This is a genomic window from Caballeronia sp. A2-2 (assembly GCF_057612605.2).
On the sequence record NZ_JBVFIR010000004.1, the window covers coordinates 281,368 to 298,223 of the forward strand.

Sequence of the window (16,856 nt, forward strand, 5' to 3'; positions counted from 1 at the left end):
ACTGCATTCATGACATCGCAAAACAAAGAGAACACGTGCCCCGGTCCGCTTGCCGGCCTCAAAGTGCTGGACCTCTCGCGCTTCATCGCCGGCCCGCATTGCGCGATGCAACTCGCCGATCTCGGTGCGGACGTGACCAAGGTCGAACGCGTGCGCACCGGCGACGACACACGCGCGCTCGCGCCGAAGATCGAAGACGAGAGCGTCTATTTCATGGTGTTCAACCGCAATAAACGCAGCATCACGTTGAATTTTCGGGAGCCGCGCGCGCAGGCGTTGCTGCGCGATCTGATCGCGAAGGCGGATGTCGTCGTGGAGAACTTCCGGCCCGGCACGATGGAAAAGATGGGCTGCGGCTGGGACACGCTGCATGCGCTCAATCCGCGGCTCATCATGGCGCGCATCTCCGGTTACGGGCAGACCGGTTCGATGGCCGCCGAGCCGTGTTTTGACGCGATTGCGCAGGCCTCCACGGGTCTGATGGATCTCACCGGCCAGCCGGACGGACCGCCGACCGTGGCGGGCACCTTCGTAGTCGATTACACGACTGCGCTCTATACGGCCATTGGCGTGCTGTCGGCGCTGTCGCATCGCGACAAGACCGGCGAAGGGCAGATGGTCGATGTAAGTTTGATGGGCAGCGGCGTCTCCTTGCTGCTCACGGCCGTGACCGAGCAGGCTGTGCTCGGCCGCACGATGTCGCGTGTCGGCAGTCGCGATCGTTATTCATCGCCTGCGCAGACGTTTCAATCGCGCGATGGTCACTGGGTCTATCTCATCGCCGGAAACGACGCGCATTTTCCGCGTCTCGCGCGCGCAATGCAGCGTCCCGAGTTGCTCGACGATCCGCGCTTCGCCACGCATGCATCGCGCATGAGTCATATCGCGGAGATTGAAACGATCGTGGCCGAATGGGTCGCGCAACACGATGCGGATGAAGTCGTCGCGAAACTGCGCGCGGTGGAAGTGTCGTGCTCGAAGGTAGCCACGGTTGCCGATGTCGTCGCCAGTCCCTACATGCGTGAGGCCGGGCATGTCACGACGGTTCATCATCCGAAAGCGGGCGAGGTAACCATGCAAGGCTTGCCGATCCGTCTTTCCGCAACACCTGCAAGCATTCGCAAATCCGCACCGTTGCTAGGTGAGGACAATGCCAGCGTGTTGGGAGAATGGCTTGGGATGAGTGAGGCGGATATTGCCGTGCTGCGTCGAGAAGGTGTGATCTGACGCGACGGTGCGTCGTTTGATGGGTGAGCACTACCGATTGCCAAGTGCAACTAACGATCTATCGTTCAAGCAGACGCCATATCAACGTCAAACACCGTCACCATGGCAATGTCTAGATAGGACCGCGAAGGCGAAGGTCACGATGCGACCTTCGCCGGGAACGCTGAAATATTTAGTTCATCTGGCCCGAGCCGATCTCGGCACCCGTCACCGGATCACTCGATGTATCCGATGCAGTGCGTGCAGCCATCGCCTGAAGTACTTCGATATCAGCCTTGTCGACGCCCACGCGCGCCGTGCCGTCGCCGCCATCGACAGCCGGTTCCGGATCGTCGATGAACTTCCAGTCGTTACCTTCGTTCCACGCGCCACGCACATCTTCGCCATGCGACATGTTGTAGTACACGCTCGTGTATTCGGGCACGCCCGGCAGCTTGCCTTGCGGGAAATTGGGTTGAATGGAATGCAATGCCTTCTCGAAAGACTTTTGGTGAGCAATTTCCCGCGTCATGAGAAAGCCCAGGGCTTCCTTGATGCCCGCATCATCGGTGACGTTGATCAAGCGCTCATAAACGATTTTGGCGCGCGCTTCCGCCGCGATATTCGAGCGCAGGTCGGCGGTCGGTTCGCCGATCGTATCGATATAAGCGGATGTCCAGGGCACGCCCGCCGAGTTGGTCAACGCGGGGCCGCCGCCATAGAGCAGCGCCGTGGTGTGCGAGCCATTGCCGTTACCGGTCATCGAACGATACAGCTCCGCTTCGGACTCCACCGCTTCGGCGAGTTGGCCCTTGGCGCCCTTGTTCAGCATCGCGACGATCGACCCGATGATCTCAAGATGGCTCAACTCCTCCGTTGCGATATCGAACAGCAAGTCCTTGCGGCCTGCGTCGTCTTCGCTTACGGCCTGTGTGAAATACCTGCATGCGGCGGCAAGTTCGCCTTGTGGGCCGCCAAATTGTTCGAGCAACAAGTTGGCAAGACCCGGGTTCGGTGCAGCAACACGGACGGTGTATTGGAGACGCTTATTGTGAACAAACATTTGAAACTCCTTTTTTAAGGACGAACTGATCCGCTGCGCTGCTTGCGTGCAGGCGCAGATCGAGACATGAAGTAGGAAGTGCCTTGCAGCGACTGGCCGAGGCACGCCGAAGCGACGCTGGCTAGTTCAGCTCAAGGTCTCGGGCGAATTGCCCCGGCGTGGGCGCGACCATCAGGCCGCGCGAGGTCTGCAAGGAAGTAGTGCGATTGAATCGTAACGACCCATGCAATGGCGCAAGGCATGTACCCGCGTTGTCCATTTAATGAGCGCGGATTATGTAACGCCTCAGAAACATTTCGGCTGATTTTTATTTTAGTCAGGATGGCGATATATTTATGACCGACAAAAATTTAACGCGTCGAGGCTTTGAGCGAGTAATAAGCAATTTTTCTAGGCAAGTGAGCCAGTAAATTGTGTGACATAGGTTTACATCAGCTTCATAAACCGTTAACCTCTCGCCGTTGCCTAAGTTTCGGCAACGCTTGCCGAACTGTTACATATATCGGTAAATCTTAGACAGTCATTGTGCTGTCCGCAATGTGGCACACGTCCGAGTCGCCGGGAACGGTCGAACTCGCGCGTACCTCCCGGCTCGTCTTTACCGTGGCCGGGCTTGGGTCGCATCAGCACATTCGTGTCGCCGTCGCGGTTGCCCGCCAGCGTTCGACGTCTGGCGCATGGACAACCTCTTTCAACATCAGACCCAAGTCATTCGGGCTGCTAACGGTCGTTCGCTTCGTGCATTTTAATTGGCCTTCGAGTTGGGGCCACGCGAATCGAATCGTCCGGGATGGAATCAGTCAGTGCGGCAAAAAAGCCCCGGGCATGCGCTCAGGCCCCTGCACATCCAAACCTTTCTTTAGTACACCGAACTCCTATGAAGAAACTTACAACCCTTCCGGATTTCTCCTCGTTCCGCGCAATGAAGTTCACGTCGATCGCGGCCGCGGTCGCGACGAGCGTGCTGCTCGCCGCATGTGGCGGCAGCAGTGACGGCGCCATCGATGCCACGGGAAAGAGCGCGACGGAATTGAAAGCGACGGCAAAGGCCGGCACCAACGGCTCGATCTTCTACGGCATGAACGGTCACGTGAGCGGCGGCGGCGCATACGATGCCTCGAGCGCGCAACAACAGCTTTCGCAATTGCAGGATCTGGGCGCGAAGATCTATCGCAATGACGTGTATAACCAGGCTTCCGCCCAACGTCTCGCCAGTGTCGCCCAGGTCATGGCCAATGGCGGCGTGACGGTGTATCCGGTAATGATGATGGGCCTCGGCTTCAATAACGAAAGCGACGCCTACAACGCGGGCTACGCGATGGGTCAGCAGACCGCGAACGCATACCACTATGCTTATTACGAGGTTGGCAACGAGCTGGAGTCGTACACGCTGAACGGCAACGTGGACGGAACGAACTGGCAGAACTACAACAATCACTCGTATCAGATCGCGCGTGGCGTGATTCGCGGGATGATTGCCGGCGTGCGTTCGGTCGATAGCGGCGGCAAGATCGTGGTGAGCGGAACGTGGCTGCACACGGCGTTCTTCCAGATGCTCGCCGATGGTTCGCAACCCGATGGCACGTGGGGGCATCCCACGGTGAGCTGGGACATCACCGCGTGGCACTGGTATTCGAACGAAGGGAATATCACGAACGCCTGTGGCGGCACGGGCTGCTACAACGTGCTGTCCATGCTCAATCAGATGGGCCATCCGATCTGGATCAACGAATTCGGCGTGCGTCCCGATCTCGGTTCGCTCTCGCAGATCGCATCGTATCTGTCGGGAAGCTGGATGATGGCGCAGTATTACGGCCTGGCGTCACAGTACAACATCCAGTCGATTCAGGGTTATGAACTGTATGACGACAACGAAGGCGCATACGGGCTGATGCAGGCGGATGGAAAAACGCAGAAGCCGTCCTACTGGGCATACAAGAGTTTTGTGCAATACCGTCCCAGATAATCGTGGGACCTGTCGGCCAGATTTCTCTGGCCGACAGCGTTAGCTCAGTCGCCGCTCGTTGAGCGCAGTAACGACAGATTGACCGCGTTGGCCATCGCGGCGTAGCCCGCATCGTTCGGATGCAGGTGATCGCCGCTATCGAAGTTGGCCAGCACGGAATCGGGCTGACGGGGATCGCGCAACACGGCGTCGAAATCGACGATGGCATCGAACGCGCCGCTGGTGCGAATCCATTCGTTCACCTGATGGCGGATAGCCTCCTTGCTCGGGTTCCAGTAGCCGCCGTTGACGGTATCGTGGAGGGCGCCCTTGAAAGGCGTCAGCGTGCCGCCCATGATCTTGATTCCGCGTAGATGGGTGCGCGCGATAATCTGCTTATAACCGGCGATGATCTCGTCGGCGCTCACGATATGCCCCGACTGGTCGAGCGGGGTATCGGGCCAGCCGATATCGTTGATGCCTTCCAGGAAGATCACCCACTTCACGTTGCCCTGACTCAGCACATCACGATCGTAGCGTGCCAGCGCGCTCACGCCGGAACCATCACTCACCACGCGATTGCCGCTGATACCCTGATTGATCACCGCATAGCCGTTGCGTGCCGAGCCTGAATTGAGCCGCACCGAAAGATCGTCGGGCCAGCGGCGGTTTGCATCGACCGTCGAGGCGAAGCCATCGGTGATGGAGTCACCGAAGGTCACCACGGCAGGCGTCACGCGCCCCGTATCGACCACTACGCCCGAAAGGAAAAAGCGGTTGAGCCACTTCTGCGGCGAAGGCTGATCCGCCGATGCCGTGTTGTCGCCGCTCGATACATAGGCCGTCTGCACCGCGAGTTGATGGACTGTTTGCGCCTGCGTGGCATCGGGCAGATAGAAGCTGATGGCGACATCCGCGAATGGTGACACTTTCATGTCGATAGGATCGCTCAATATCGGCGCGCCCGCGTAAAGCGTCGTGGTCGACTTGCCGTTGAAGGTGAGCGTGCGGTCCGTGTTGGGCGCGGTCTTGGCGGCCCCGGCGGACAAGGCGATATGCACCGGCCCTATGGTCACGGGCGCAGTACCGAATTCATTGGTGAAGCGCACGCGCACACGATCTCCACCCACGCTCAGATGGACCACTTGCCGAATCGTGCTGCCGGGATTGAAGAATTGCGGATTACCGATGTTGTTGTTGCGGTCCGCACTGGCCGTCCACGTCGATACCCATTGGTTGCTTGCATCGTCTGCCTGAGCGGCTGCAAGCGGCGGGACGCAAGCCAGAAACGCCAGGCAAAGCCCTGCCATCGCGCGGCACGCCGCGCGTTTCATGATGTCCTCGTTCATGTCTCGCTCCGAATGATTTTGTATAGATTACGTCAGTAACCCGAACTTAATATGGTTCATCGGAGGAGCAATGTCACTATCGTTTACCCGTTGGAATTGCGTGAGGCGAGGCGATCCAACGCCCTCCATGAGCGATCATCCACAAGGCGCTATTCAAGGACCTAGACAGGCACGTCTCGAAACGTACCTGCCACGATTGCGGGCTTCTTATTGCTCGAGCCACGCCTTCACTTTCTCAGGATGGGAATCGACAAACTTCTTGGCCGCCGCATTCCAGTCATTCGTTGCATTGCCATCGAGTTCGATCGCTTCGACATCGGAAAGGGTCAACTTGTAATGCCGAATGAATTTGTCGGCGGCGGGGAATTTCTGCGGAAATTGCTTCGATGAAAACCCACCGATATGTTCGTCACCGCCCAGCACGCCCTTGGGGTCTTTCAAATAACGCATCTTATATTTCTGCCACAGCCAATGCGGACTCCATACCGTCGCGACAATCCAAGTTTGTTGCGGATAAGCGCGCGAAATTGCCGTCAGCATGCCGGCTTCACTGGCGCGAATCAGGTTGTAGCCCGCGAGGTCGTACTCCTTCATCGCTTTTTCGGATGCCGCCATTTCTCCCGCGCCCGGCTCGATGCCTTGAATGTTGCCGTTCAGCTTGGCTTTGACCGCGGGCTTGTTGAGATCGGCAATCGACGACACTTCGCTTTCAGGCACATAGTCCGGCACCGCCCAGCCGATCTTGGCGCCCGAATAGATGGTGCCCATGTCGTTGATCTCATCCTTGAAGCGCGCGTAATAGGCCGCGTGCGTGACCGGAAGCCACGCGCCGAGCATCAGGTCCACGTCCCCGCGCGCGACCCCTTGAAACTGAAGTCCGAGATCGGCGGTGATAAGCGTGACAGGCTGATTCAACTTCGTTTCGAGCACGTATTTCGCCGTGTAGGTGACCGCTTGCGTGTCGGCCCAGTTGACCAGCGAGATCTTGAGCGGATCGGCGGCACTCGCGGACATCGCAAAGGTCACGGTGGAAACCGCCAGGCCAACGTTGAAAACAAATCGTACGACTGAGGAATTTTTCATGAGGGGTTCCCTGAGTTCTTATCGCGATGACGACAACGAAACGAGCTGGACGTGGGACGGAAATCCAGAGTCGAACGGTACGATTTATCCTTTAGCGAGTTGAATGAAATGGCTGCCCCAAGCCGGGCGTCAGGCGCTTGCGTTAATTCGGCGCTTGAGTATTCGAGTGCATAAAGGTTATGTCAACGTGATTTGTTTTCGCGCCGGCATTACTTTGAGTTATGCGACGGGGCACCGCTTCAGCCGTCGTCCCCGTAAGCGCGGCGCGCATAGAAGCGCTGCATCTCGTGCGCTTGCGGACGCACGCCGGTGAATACCTCGACGAATTCGGGAATGCGCTTCATGCGCGTGGCGAAGTCCTCGTTCGGTTGCGTCGCGGCATAGCCGACCTGAGTGAGATAGGTGGTGCGCGCGCGCACGTCCGCCACGCTTATCTCGTAGCCGAAACGAACGAACGTGGCCGTCAAGACCTCGATGCGCTGCGCGTCGTCTTTCTGAATGAGCCGCGCGATGTCGGGCGATTGCTGAGCCCAGTTGCGGATGGCGGCTTCGAAGCGGGTGTCGAAAAGCGTGTCGTCGAACCAGCAATCGAACACGTTCAGCATGGCTTCGCAGATGCTATCGGCGTAAGCCTCGTTGCGGCTGATCCAGTTGCCCGTGTTCTTTTCTTCCCAGCGGGCCAAGAGCTTATCGAGCAGTTCTTCTCTGTCGCGAAAGAACCAATAAAAACTCGTTCGCGCCAGATTGAGTTTTTTAGCCAGCGTGAGTATTCGAAGCGAATCGACCCCGCCTTCCAGCAGGCTCTCATAGGCGCAATCCAACCACATCTCGGAGGAGCCGCGAACGCTCTCGACTGTCTGATCCATGCCGTTCCTTTCGTATGAGGACTGCGCAATCATTAGCGATGTAATCTTTGACAGTCCTAATGTACACCATTGTCACGATACTTGACACCTGTGTACTGGCGTCCTAATCTGAGCGCACAGCACGTCATTCCATCTCCACGCTTCAATGAGACGCCCATGTCGACGGACCCGCTGCTTCAGCCGTACACGCTCAAACATCTCACGTTCCGTAATCGCATCATGACGACATCGCATGAGCCAGCGTATGCGGAGGACGGCATGCCCAAGGAGCGGTATCGTGCATATCACGTCGAGCGCGCGAAGGCGGGTATCGCGTTGACGATGACAGCCGGTTCCGCGGCGGTGTCTAAAGACAGTCCACCCGTTTTCAACAATATCCTTGCGTACAGAGACGAAGTCGTGCCGTGGATGAAGGATCTCGTCGACGAATGCCACGAGCACGGCGCGAAGGTCATGATTCAACTCACGCATCTCGGCCGTCGCACGCGCTGGGACAAGGGAGACTGGTTGCCGGCCGTGTCGCCTTCGCATCATCGCGAGCCCTCTCACCGTGCGTTTCCCAAGAAGCTGGAAGACTGGGATATCGAGCGTATCGTGCGCGATTTCGCGGATGCCGCCGAGCGCATGAAAGCCGCCGGTCTGGACGGGCTGGAAATAGAATCGTACGGTCACCTGATGGATCAGTTCTGGTCGCCGCTGACGAACACGCTTGACGGCGCTTACGGCGGGTCGCTCGATAATCGGCTGCGCTTTACCTTCGATGTGATGCGCGCCATGCGCGAACGCGTCGGCGAGCACTTTCTGCTCGGCATTCGCTATACCGCCGATGAAATGATGGCAGGCGGCATCACGAAGGAGGAGGGTATCGAGATTTCGAAGCGGATCAAGCAAAGCGGACTCGTCGATTTTCTGAACATCGTGCGTGGACATCTGGATACAGATGCGGGACTCACCGATGTCATCCCCATCATGGGCATGCGAAGCGCGCCGCATCTGGATTTCGCGGGCGAAATTCGTCAGGCGACCGACTTCCCCACCTTCCACGCGGCCCGCATTCAAGACGTGGCGACCGCACGCTTCGCCATCGAGTCGGGCAGGATCGACATGGTCGGCATGACGCGTGCGCACATGACCGACCCGCATATCGTGCGCAAGATCATCGAGCGCAGGGAAGACGATATTCGTCCTTGCGTGGGCGCGAATTATTGTCTGGATCGCATTTATCAAGGTGGCATGGCGCTGTGTATTCACAACGCCGCGACCGGGCGCGAGCTGGAGATGCCGCACAAGATCGAGCCTGCGCAGACGAAGCGGCGGATCGTGATCGTCGGTGCGGGACCGGCAGGACTGGAAGCCGCGCGCGTCGCGGGTGAGCGTGGCCATGATGTGATCGTGCTCGAAGCGATGAACGATGCCGGCGGACAAATTCGTCTCACCGCGCAAAACGTTCGCCGCAAGGAGATGATGGGCATCATCGATTGGCGCATGGCGCAGTGTGAAAAGCTCGGCGTGCAATTTTCGTTCAATACGTGGGCCGATCCCGAAACCGTGCTTGCGCACAATCCGGATGTCGTGATCGTCGCGACCGGCGGCATGGCGCACACGGACGTTTGTTCAGAAGGCAACGAGCATGTCGTGTCTTCGTGGGACATCATTTCGGGCGATGTGAAGCCGGGCGCCAACGTGCTGATTTTCGACGATGCCGGCGATCACGCGGCGCTTCAGGCAGCGGAAACCATCGCGCAAGCGGGCGGACGCGTCGAGGTGATGACCCCGGATCGCACCTTCTCGCCCGAGGTCATGAGCATGAACCTCGTGCCCTACATGCGCTCGCTTCAAAAACTCGCGACCACGTTCACGGTGACGTTCCGGCTGGAATCGGTGCGTCGTGAGGGCAAGGAGCTTGTCGCGACCATCGGCAGCGATTATGGCGGCGTGACGAAAGAGCAACGCCACGATCAGATCGTGGTGAATCACGGCACTATTCCAATGGACGATCTTTATTTCGAACTCAAGCCTTTATCGAAAAATCTCGGCGCGATCGACTATGAAGATCTTATCGACGGCAAGCCGCAAGTCATCGAACGTCATCCCGAAGGGCGCTTTCAGCTTTTCAGAATAGGCGATGCCGTATCCGCGCGAAACACGCATGCTGCCATTTATGATGCGCTTCGCCTCGTAAAAGACCTCTAGCCGCGGCGGGAACAATGCAACAGGAAGACTTCGACACCGCTATTCGGCAACTGGCCGCCGCTGCCGATTTGCTTGCGGCTCAGGCCGCATTCGACCAACGAATGAACGCGCAGCAATTGCGTGCTTTTTTCTTGATGCAAGAGAAACGCGCCTATTCGCCCGGTCTCCGACAAACGAGTAACGATGAACTTTTCATGGCGACGGCGGCGGCTTCGCTTGAGATGGCGGGCCGAAAAGAATACCTTGCCGCCGCCGCGCTGCTGGACCAAGCCCGCTCTTTGCTTTAAAAGCCTAAGAAAATGCATAATTTAAAGTAATGCGAACAGGCTAAAAATGCGCGTTGACGCCCTCATTTGCCGGCTCGATACTCAGCGTCATTAAACGCATTCACCGCGTGTCGAGATTCTTCCGGGAAATCCAATCATGGCTGAGATTCGCATCAAAACCCATCGCGAGTTGCTTGATGACCGCGAGGCCGGCCACGGCATGCCCGGTGAATTGTTTGGGCGGCCGGATATATTCGAAACCGACCTCGATGTGTTTTTCAACAAGCTGTGGATTCTGGTTGCAGTGACAGCCGACATTCCCGAACCGGGCGACGTATTTACTATCGATATCGGGCGCGCGTCGGTCATGGTCGTGCGCGACGAAGACGAGAACGTGCGGGCTTATCGGAACGTATGCCGGCATCGCGGATCGCGGCTCATGAAGGAGGAAGGCAAGGCGAGCGTCGGCATGCTCGTCTGTCCTTACCATCAATGGACGTATGAGCTGGATGGAAACCTTCGCCATACGTCGCACATGGGCCAAGACTTCGACCCGAAATGCCATAGCCTCATTCCCGTGCATCTCAAAGTGGTGGGGGCGCATATTTTCATTTGTCTCGACGACACTCCACCCAAGGATTTCTCTACACTCGAAGCCGTCATGGCGCCGCGTTTCGCACCTTATGAATTGCAGCGCACGAAGGTCGCGCACGAGATGACGATTATCGAAAACGGCAATTGGAAACTCGTCATGGAAAATAACCGCGAGTGTTACCACTGTGCCGGCACGCATCCCGAACTGGTGAACTCATTCCTGCCGGAAGATTTTGGATTCTGTCCGGACGGACAAAGTGAGGACGCACTGCTCGCGTTCGAGGAATATCAGCAGCGCAATGCCGCCAGTCATGCGCAATGGGAGAGCGAAGGATTCGTCTGCGCCAGTTTCGAATCGCTGGATGAGACCGTGGAAACGAATTTCCGTACTCAGCGCCTCGTGATCGCGGGCGCCGGGGAATCGCAGACCATGAGCACGAAAGTCGCGTGCACGAAGCTGCTTGGCGGACTGACGCGGCGCGATCTCGGCGATGTGCACATGTGGGGACATCATTCATGGACTCACGTGATGAGCGACCATACGCTGGTGTCGTATGCCATTCCCCTGGCGCCGGATAAAACGCAGGTGAGAACGGTATGGCTGGTGCATGAGGATGCGGTCGAAGGTGTCGATTACAAGCTCGACGAGCTGACCGAAGTCTGGGTCGCGACAACTGCGCAGGATGCCGAACTAGTCCGAAATGCGCACAGGGGAACACAAGACCCGGCTTATCGTCCCGGACCGTTTTCGCAATATACCGAGGCTTATCTCGACCAGTTTTCGCGCTGGTATGACGCACGCCTGAAGGTACACGGCGTATAGCGCGAAACTAAGCGTTAGGTAACAGTGAGCGAGCGAACCGCGTGCTATGGTCACGCGGCCCCTGGATTTTCGCTCGCCTTATGACATCGACATTCACTCGTCGCCGCATTCTTATCAATGGTGGTCTGCTTCTGGCGGGATTCGCCGTTCGACCCGTGCGCGCGGCGCGCACCGATGCATCCACGGTCATCACGCCGTTCGCCTTTGGCGCGCGCGGCGACGGACGCACCGACGATACCGCCGCGCTGAACGCCACGTATGCGCATGCGCGGCAACAGCGCATCGCGGCGGTGTCGTTGCGCGGCGCGACGTTTCGCGTCACGCAGGGCATCTATACGAACGGCGTGTCTACCTTGGGCGAAGGGGCGACCATTGTGTCCGTGCTGGACAGTGCGCGCGGCGGCGCAGCCTTCGAATGGGGCGGCAGCGGAACCTGGGTCGATAGCGTGAACTTCGATCTGTCCAATACGGGCAAGAACGACATGCAGGGCATTCTCAACGGTGTGCACGACGCCCGCAACCAGCGCTTTCGCAACAATCACGTGATCTGCCGCACGACCGCGCCCGGCCGCAAACAAGCGAACATCTTCGGCGCATGGTTCATGGGCACGGGCCTGAGCGGCCTGTATGTGACGGACAATCAGTTCGAAACCTGCTCATACGGCGTTCAGGTCGATAATCAGAAAGGCATGAACGGCGATGTCCGGCGCGCGCCGCTGGGCCGTCCTTCGTCGCATATCCATATCGCGGGGAATGTGTGCATCGATGCGGCCATCGGCATCAACACGCCTCATGTTCGATGTTCGAGCGTCGTCGTCGAAGGCAACACGATGACCGCTAACGCACTCGGCATGGACTTGCCGCTCAATATCGCGCATGTGACGGACCTGGCGGTTTTGGGCAACACGGTGATGTCCAACGTGGCGAGCGCGAATGGCACGTTGCATGTCGAAGATGCCTCGGGCGCGGTGTCGATCACCGGCAACGTCGTGAGCGTGACCGAGCGCAACAACGGCATTCAGGTCGGCACGCGCGCGAGTGTCAGCGGCGATGCACCGCAGCCGCGCAAGATCGTGATCGCGGGTAATCATATCGATGGTAGCGGCGCGGCCCGGGCGGGCACGGGCATTCTGATTCCCGATGTCGAAACCGTCGACACGGTGATCGGCAACAACGTGATCGCGCGTTTCGACGAAGGCATCACGGTGGTCGCGCGAAGCCTCGTGCAAGGCAATGTCATCACGGCATGCCGCACGCCGCTTCGTCTCACGAAGGACAGCGTGCAGGCCGCGAACCTTGTTGCGTGATCACGCAGGCTCGGATAGTTCGAGGTCGGCCGGCTTCATCAACGGCGCCTGCGATGGTTGTTCCAACGCGTAGGCGAGTGTTTTCCGCTCGACCGGCACGCTCACGTTCTGCCGGCGCATGCGCGGCAGATAGGCAAGCAGGATCACGTAGACCATCGGCGCGCCGGTGATCGGCTGCGACAACAGCGCGGTGATGAGCAAGGGCGAACAGATTCCGATCTTCGGCCAGCTCACCTTGATCCCCGGCCGCCATCCCGACATGATGACGACCTGACAAGCGAAGCCGATCAGGCCGAGCATGCCGAGCTGCGCGAGCAGCGAAATGCCATCGTTCTTTTCCGTGCCGCTATACAGTCCCGTGCCGAAGGGATGCAGCGCCACGCGCTCCATGCTGCGCAGCACGGACGACGAGCGGTCACTGACGGATTCGCCGTGGGTCTGCTGCTTGTCCTTCAGCCCGATAACCGGCGTGTAGAGCGCGACCGGATAAGCGAGTCCCAGGAATAACGCCGTCATGGCGATACGTCCCATCAGCAGGCGCTTGTTCGCGCCGCCCGAGAGCAGGAACACGAGGCCGAGCGACATCGCGAGCAGCGCGATGCCAAGCGTCGAGAACGCACACACGACGCCGCCCGCGAGGCACGCCATCACCAACCATGAGCGGCGTGTGAGCGCTTCGTAGATCAGGCAAAAGCATGCCACGGCCTGATAGATGCCGGCCTCGCGAAAGAACGCGCAATAGCGGTCGAGCGACACGAGCCCCGCGTTGTAGTCGCTATAGAGCATCGAAAAGGGAAAATACACCGCACCTGTCGCGATTTGCGCATTTCCTTCGGTGTCCCCATAACCTTTGATGGCGAGCGTGAACAAGTACAGACTCGTCTTGCCGCCCAGACACATGGAGAGCAGGCACGTGATGCAACTCGACAGGCCGAGCAGCGCGATTGCGTTGCAGAGCTGGCGGAAGAACAGCCGGTTGGCGTTGACGTCGAGCAGAAACGCGCTGTACGAGACCATGATGATGAACGTCGTCACGAGTTCGGTCATCGTCCAGGTCAGTTGCGATTGCTCGGACACCAGTGATACCGGTCCCATGTAGATCCAGTAGATCGCGACGAGCGCCAGCATCCCCATGGTTTCGCCGCGCAGGCGTGGGGTCGTGTAGCGCGTTGTGCGGCGTGTGTGGAATAGATAGAGGCCCGTGAGCAACGGCGCGATGAATACGCCGATGCTCGTGAAACGTTCACCCAGCGCGGAAGGGCGCATGATGAACAGATTGAGCACGAGGCCGAGGCTCAGCAGCCGTGGAAGCGAGAAAAACGGCGGTTCAGGTCGCATTGCAGGAGTTCTCTTTTTCGGTTCTGGAGACAGCCACCGCGCCGCCTGTCGCAGGCAACACGAATCCTTGCCGCACGAGCGGCCACGGATCGTCTGGATTCCTACGGAGTAGGCTTCGGACGTTCGAAAGGCAGGCAAAAGTCAGCGGCGAAATGCGGCGGACTTTAAAGGTTTTATCTGGCGCGATCGTCAGAGAATGTGGAGCGGGGCCGTGCGCGGCCGAGGAAACCCGAAAGCAACGAAAGGTCTTTTAAGGTAATTTTTTCTTGGGTCATGACTGGTCTGTGCGTTTTACTTATATAAGCGCCCATTGTAGGAATGTGCGAATGCGGCATCGGCCAAGGACGCCGCCTGATCCGCCAGAAAAGAAACGCAAACGATTGGCCCTGCGCGCGAATGCTTATCGCCACATTGTCATTCGACTTTTGCCTTGCCATTGCCAACATGAGAGTCACGATCTTCGGAAGGACTACAATTCCGGATTGCCTGTCTGTGCGGAGCATTCATGGAGGTCATTCTTGAGCAACTATCCCGATCGGTGGCGACTGCCGAGAGTCTCGAAGAACTTGCGCGGCCTTTACTCGAGATGCTGCAGATCGTCACGGGTTTGGAGTCTGTCTATCTGACATCCATCGACGAGGAAGCCGGCATTCAAACGGTCGACCTCGCGCGCAATTCCGGAGACCTGCAGATTTCCGAGGGATTGAAAGTGCCCTGGTCGGACACGCTTTGCAAACGCTGCATAGAGGAAGGGCGCCGCTTTACGTCGAAAGTCAGTGAAGTATGGGGCGAATCCAAAGCGGCGAGGGTACTCGGTATAGAAACGTATGCGAGCTCGCCGGTCTGCTCGTCGAATGGCGCGGTAATCGGGACGCTGTGCGCGGCAAGCAAGCAAAGCAAGTCGATCGGTCCACGCGCGCACAGCGCGCTCAACCTGTTTTCAAAACTCATTGCGCAGCATATCGAGCGAGAGCGTCTGCTGGATGAATTGCGCCGCTCGAACGAATACCTCGCGAAGTTCGCGTTGACCGATGCGCTCACCGGTCTTCCCAATCGACGCGCCTTGCAGGACGAATTGGGGCGGCTGCTCGCGCGTGCCGCGAGAGACGGTTCCTATGTCATCGTCGGCATGATCGATCTCGATGACTTCAAGGCGATCAACGACGAGCACGGGCATGGCGCCGGCGACAGTCTGCTCAAGGCCTGCGCACAGCGCATTTCGTCGATCACGCGCGAGACCGACATGCTCGCGCGCATCGGCGGCGACGAGTTTGCCTTCGTCGGACCGGGCCTCGTCGATCCCGACGACGCCAACCAAACCGCCGAACTCATTCGTGAACGAACCGCGCGTGCCGCAAGCGGCACATACGTTTTCGGCCACAAGACGGTGGACTATCGCGGTGCGAGCGTGGGTGTCGTCGCGGTTCGTTTTGTCAGCGCGGATCAGGCAATGGCTTTGGCCGATGCCGCGATGTATGAGGACAAGCGTCGCCGCAAAACCAATGAACAGGACGGCGGCGACGGCCCATGACACTCATGCCGTAGTGCTGACGAACATCCCGCTTGCACCTGATGCGCCGCCTTGCAGATTGCTTGCCAGCTTGGTCAGGAATTGTTGAAGCGTGGCGTTGCCGCTGCCGGAACTGGACGAGCTGCCAAGCGTGGCGAGCAGGTTTTGAAAGTCACTCGACAACGCGCTGTCGCTCGAAGCTGCCGTGCTGTTGCTCGTGGCCGTGGCGTTGGTGCTGCCCGATGAAAGCGACTGCGCGAGATTCTCGATGGCCGATGAAAGATCGCCACCGTAACCTTTGGCCTTTTGTGGCGGAGGCGGCGGAAGTGTCGGCTGTGTGCTCGCTGCGGTGCTCGTGGCCGAGCTTGTATCGCTGCCCGCATCAGCCGTGGACGAAGCGCCGTTTTGCCCGAGCGTCTGAAACAGGCCGCCGATGAATTGCTGGAGCGCCGCCGCGATGTCCTGCACGGCGTTGCCTGAAGTCGTTCCCGACGAACTCGTGGATGAACCAACCGTGCTTGAATCGCTCGACGATGAGGACGCCGATGAGGACGCCGATGAGCCGGACGCGCTGGTCGTCACGCCCAACTGCGAAAGCGCAGAAGCGATCGCCGCCTCGAGCGGATTGGTCGTGCCTGAATCGGTGCCGGAGGTGTCGTCCGTGCTGCTCGGAGCGTGATAATGCCTGACGTGCGCGGTTTGTGAGACCTGTGCGCTGGACGTGGTTCCGGTCAGTGCTGAGAGGGACATGAAAGTGCTCCGTGAAGAAAGTGGAAACCCGCCCGTTGGACGTAACCGTTATTACGGCGCAAAGGTTTCACACTGAATGGACGCCGGGCTGTTGTTCCATTACCGGAAATTTCCTTTCAGGTTATTTCGCTTTCCTTACGTTGCAATGCTCATTTCATTGCATCCGATTCGCAAAGTCGAGTCGCGGCCAGATCCCAAAGCGAATCCGGCGCGATCTCATGGAATTGCGTCGTCGATCCCGCTTTCGAGATCACTGCGGTGCCGCTTGCGTCATAACCGGTGTAGTCGCTCGTTGCAATGGTTTTATTCGAGCAATCGATCGACCAGTGCTCCATGCCCTGAACCTGGATATGTCCGTTCTCCGTCTTGAACGGCGGCTTGCCGTCGAAACGTACCCAAACCTTGACGAGCGGTGCGGGCGTGAAACTGGCGGCGTCGGCGTAGAGATCGAATGAGTCGGTTGTCGCGATGAAACGCCAGTCGGAGGCGAGTACCGCGCCCGTCGAAAACAATGCGATCAACGCGACGATGACCTTCTTCATTCGACTCCTCTTTAGCGTCTT

At 58.6% G+C, this 16,856-nt stretch carries 14 protein-coding genes; 7 read left to right on the forward strand and 7 right to left on the reverse strand.

The window, feature by feature from the left end:
• Nucleotides 1-9: 9 nt before the first annotated feature.
• On the forward strand, nt 10-1,227 hold the full coding sequence (locus ACZCWR_RS32235) for a CaiB/BaiF CoA transferase family protein (RefSeq protein ID WP_487306740.1): 1,218 nt from the start codon (nt 10-12) through the stop codon (nt 1,225-1,227).
• A gap of 172 nt (nt 1,228-1,399) precedes the next feature.
• Here the strand turns inward: ACZCWR_RS32235 and ACZCWR_RS32240 are convergent, their stop codons facing one another.
• Nucleotides 1,400-2,269: a manganese catalase family protein gene (locus ACZCWR_RS32240; protein ID WP_487306741.1), complete on the reverse strand. Its 870-nt coding sequence runs from the start codon at nt 2,267-2,269 to the stop codon at nt 1,400-1,402.
• Nucleotides 2,270-3,146: 877 nt separating this feature from the next.
• On the opposite strand from ACZCWR_RS32240, the gene ACZCWR_RS32245 reads away from it, so the two are divergent.
• A complete protein-coding gene (locus ACZCWR_RS32245; protein WP_487306742.1) occupies nt 3,147-4,235 on the forward strand; it encodes a lipopolysaccharide biosynthesis protein in 1,089 nt (362 codons plus the stop codon).
• A 44-nt stretch (nt 4,236-4,279) separates the two neighbouring features.
• Here the strand turns inward: ACZCWR_RS32245 and ACZCWR_RS32250 are convergent, their stop codons facing one another.
• The 3 genes from ACZCWR_RS32250 to ACZCWR_RS32260 form a co-directional block, all read right to left on the reverse strand.
• Nucleotides 4,280-5,563, reverse strand: a complete 1,284-nt coding sequence (locus ACZCWR_RS32250) for an SGNH/GDSL hydrolase family protein (RefSeq protein ID WP_487306743.1) — start codon at nt 5,561-5,563, stop codon at nt 4,280-4,282.
• A gap of 207 nt (nt 5,564-5,770) precedes the next feature.
• Nucleotides 5,771-6,646 carry a glycine betaine ABC transporter substrate-binding protein gene (locus ACZCWR_RS32255; RefSeq protein ID WP_487306744.1) on the reverse strand — a complete coding sequence of 292 codons (876 nt, stop codon included), beginning with the start codon at nt 6,644-6,646 and terminating at the stop codon, nt 5,771-5,773.
• A gap of 239 nt (nt 6,647-6,885) precedes the next feature.
• Nucleotides 6,886-7,512, reverse strand: a complete 627-nt coding sequence (locus tag ACZCWR_RS32260) for a TetR/AcrR family transcriptional regulator (RefSeq protein ID WP_487306745.1) — start codon at nt 7,510-7,512, stop codon at nt 6,886-6,888.
• Nucleotides 7,513-7,668: 156 nt separating this feature from the next.
• On the opposite strand from ACZCWR_RS32260, the gene ACZCWR_RS32265 reads away from it, so the two are divergent.
• The 4 genes from ACZCWR_RS32265 (at nt 7,669) to ACZCWR_RS32280 (ending at nt 12,695) form a co-directional block, all read left to right on the forward strand.
• The gene (locus ACZCWR_RS32265; RefSeq protein WP_487306746.1) at nt 7,669-9,705 is read left to right on the forward strand and encodes an oxidoreductase; all 2,037 of its coding nucleotides are present in this window, start codon (nt 7,669-7,671) and stop codon (nt 9,703-9,705) included.
• 14 nt (nt 9,706-9,719) lie between these two features.
• Nucleotides 9,720-9,992, forward strand: coding sequence for a hypothetical protein (locus ACZCWR_RS32270; RefSeq protein ID WP_487306747.1), 273 nt, complete (start codon nt 9,720-9,722; stop codon nt 9,990-9,992).
• A 136-nt stretch (nt 9,993-10,128) separates the two neighbouring features.
• Nucleotides 10,129-11,388: an aromatic ring-hydroxylating oxygenase subunit alpha gene (locus ACZCWR_RS32275; protein ID WP_487306748.1), complete on the forward strand. Its 1,260-nt coding sequence runs from the start codon at nt 10,129-10,131 to the stop codon at nt 11,386-11,388.
• A gap of 80 nt (nt 11,389-11,468) precedes the next feature.
• On the forward strand, nt 11,469-12,695 hold the full coding sequence (locus ACZCWR_RS32280; RefSeq protein ID WP_487306749.1) for a hypothetical protein: 1,227 nt from the start codon (nt 11,469-11,471) through the stop codon (nt 12,693-12,695).
• Here the strand turns inward: ACZCWR_RS32280 and ACZCWR_RS32285 are convergent, their stop codons facing one another.
• The gene (locus ACZCWR_RS32285) at nt 12,696-14,033 is read right to left on the reverse strand and encodes a hypothetical protein (protein WP_487306750.1); all 1,338 of its coding nucleotides are present in this window, start codon (nt 14,031-14,033) and stop codon (nt 12,696-12,698) included.
• A 505-nt stretch (nt 14,034-14,538) separates the two neighbouring features.
• Between ACZCWR_RS32285 and ACZCWR_RS32290 the strand changes: the two genes are divergently transcribed.
• On the forward strand, nt 14,539-15,564 hold the full coding sequence (locus tag ACZCWR_RS32290; protein ID WP_487306751.1) for a sensor domain-containing diguanylate cyclase: 1,026 nt from the start codon (nt 14,539-14,541) through the stop codon (nt 15,562-15,564).
• A 3-nt stretch (nt 15,565-15,567) separates the two neighbouring features.
• On the opposite strand, the gene ACZCWR_RS32295 is transcribed toward ACZCWR_RS32290, so the two are convergent.
• Nucleotides 15,568-16,293 carry a hypothetical protein gene (locus ACZCWR_RS32295; protein ID WP_487306752.1) on the reverse strand — a complete coding sequence of 242 codons (726 nt, stop codon included), beginning with the start codon at nt 16,291-16,293 and terminating at the stop codon, nt 15,568-15,570.
• A gap of 149 nt (nt 16,294-16,442) precedes the next feature.
• Nucleotides 16,443-16,835 (reverse strand): surface-adhesin E family protein, encoded by a 393-nt coding sequence (locus ACZCWR_RS32300; protein ID WP_487306753.1) that lies wholly within the window; start codon nt 16,833-16,835, stop codon nt 16,443-16,445.
• Nucleotides 16,836-16,856 lie beyond the last annotated feature (21 nt).

Bases quoted from the DNA above. Each gene is read 5' to 3' on its own strand.
- ACZCWR_RS32235 (WP_487306740.1), top strand. From the start codon at position 10: ATGACATCGCAAAACAAAGAGAACACGTGCCCCGGTCCGCTTGCCGGC.
- ACZCWR_RS32240 (WP_487306741.1), bottom strand. From the start codon at position 2,269: ATGTTTGTTCACAATAAGCGTCTCCAATACACCGTCCGTGTTGCTGCA.
- ACZCWR_RS32245 (WP_487306742.1), top strand. From the start codon at position 3,147: ATGAAGAAACTTACAACCCTTCCGGATTTCTCCTCGTTCCGCGCAATG.
- ACZCWR_RS32250 (WP_487306743.1), bottom strand. From the start codon at position 5,563: ATGAACGAGGACATCATGAAACGCGCGGCGTGCCGCGCGATGGCAGGG.
- ACZCWR_RS32255 (WP_487306744.1), bottom strand. From the start codon at position 6,646: ATGAAAAATTCCTCAGTCGTACGATTTGTTTTCAACGTTGGCCTGGCG.
- ACZCWR_RS32260 (WP_487306745.1), bottom strand. From the start codon at position 7,512: ATGGATCAGACAGTCGAGAGCGTTCGCGGCTCCTCCGAGATGTGGTTG.
- ACZCWR_RS32265 (WP_487306746.1), top strand. From the start codon at position 7,669: ATGTCGACGGACCCGCTGCTTCAGCCGTACACGCTCAAACATCTCACG.
- ACZCWR_RS32270 (WP_487306747.1), top strand. From the start codon at position 9,720: ATGCAACAGGAAGACTTCGACACCGCTATTCGGCAACTGGCCGCCGCT.
- ACZCWR_RS32275 (WP_487306748.1), top strand. From the start codon at position 10,129: ATGGCTGAGATTCGCATCAAAACCCATCGCGAGTTGCTTGATGACCGC.
- ACZCWR_RS32280 (WP_487306749.1), top strand. From the start codon at position 11,469: ATGACATCGACATTCACTCGTCGCCGCATTCTTATCAATGGTGGTCTG.
- ACZCWR_RS32285 (WP_487306750.1), bottom strand. From the start codon at position 14,033: ATGCGACCTGAACCGCCGTTTTTCTCGCTTCCACGGCTGCTGAGCCTC.
- ACZCWR_RS32290 (WP_487306751.1), top strand. From the start codon at position 14,539: ATGGAGGTCATTCTTGAGCAACTATCCCGATCGGTGGCGACTGCCGAG.
- ACZCWR_RS32295 (WP_487306752.1), bottom strand. From the start codon at position 16,293: ATGTCCCTCTCAGCACTGACCGGAACCACGTCCAGCGCACAGGTCTCA.
- ACZCWR_RS32300 (WP_487306753.1), bottom strand. From the start codon at position 16,835: ATGAAGAAGGTCATCGTCGCGTTGATCGCATTGTTTTCGACGGGCGCG.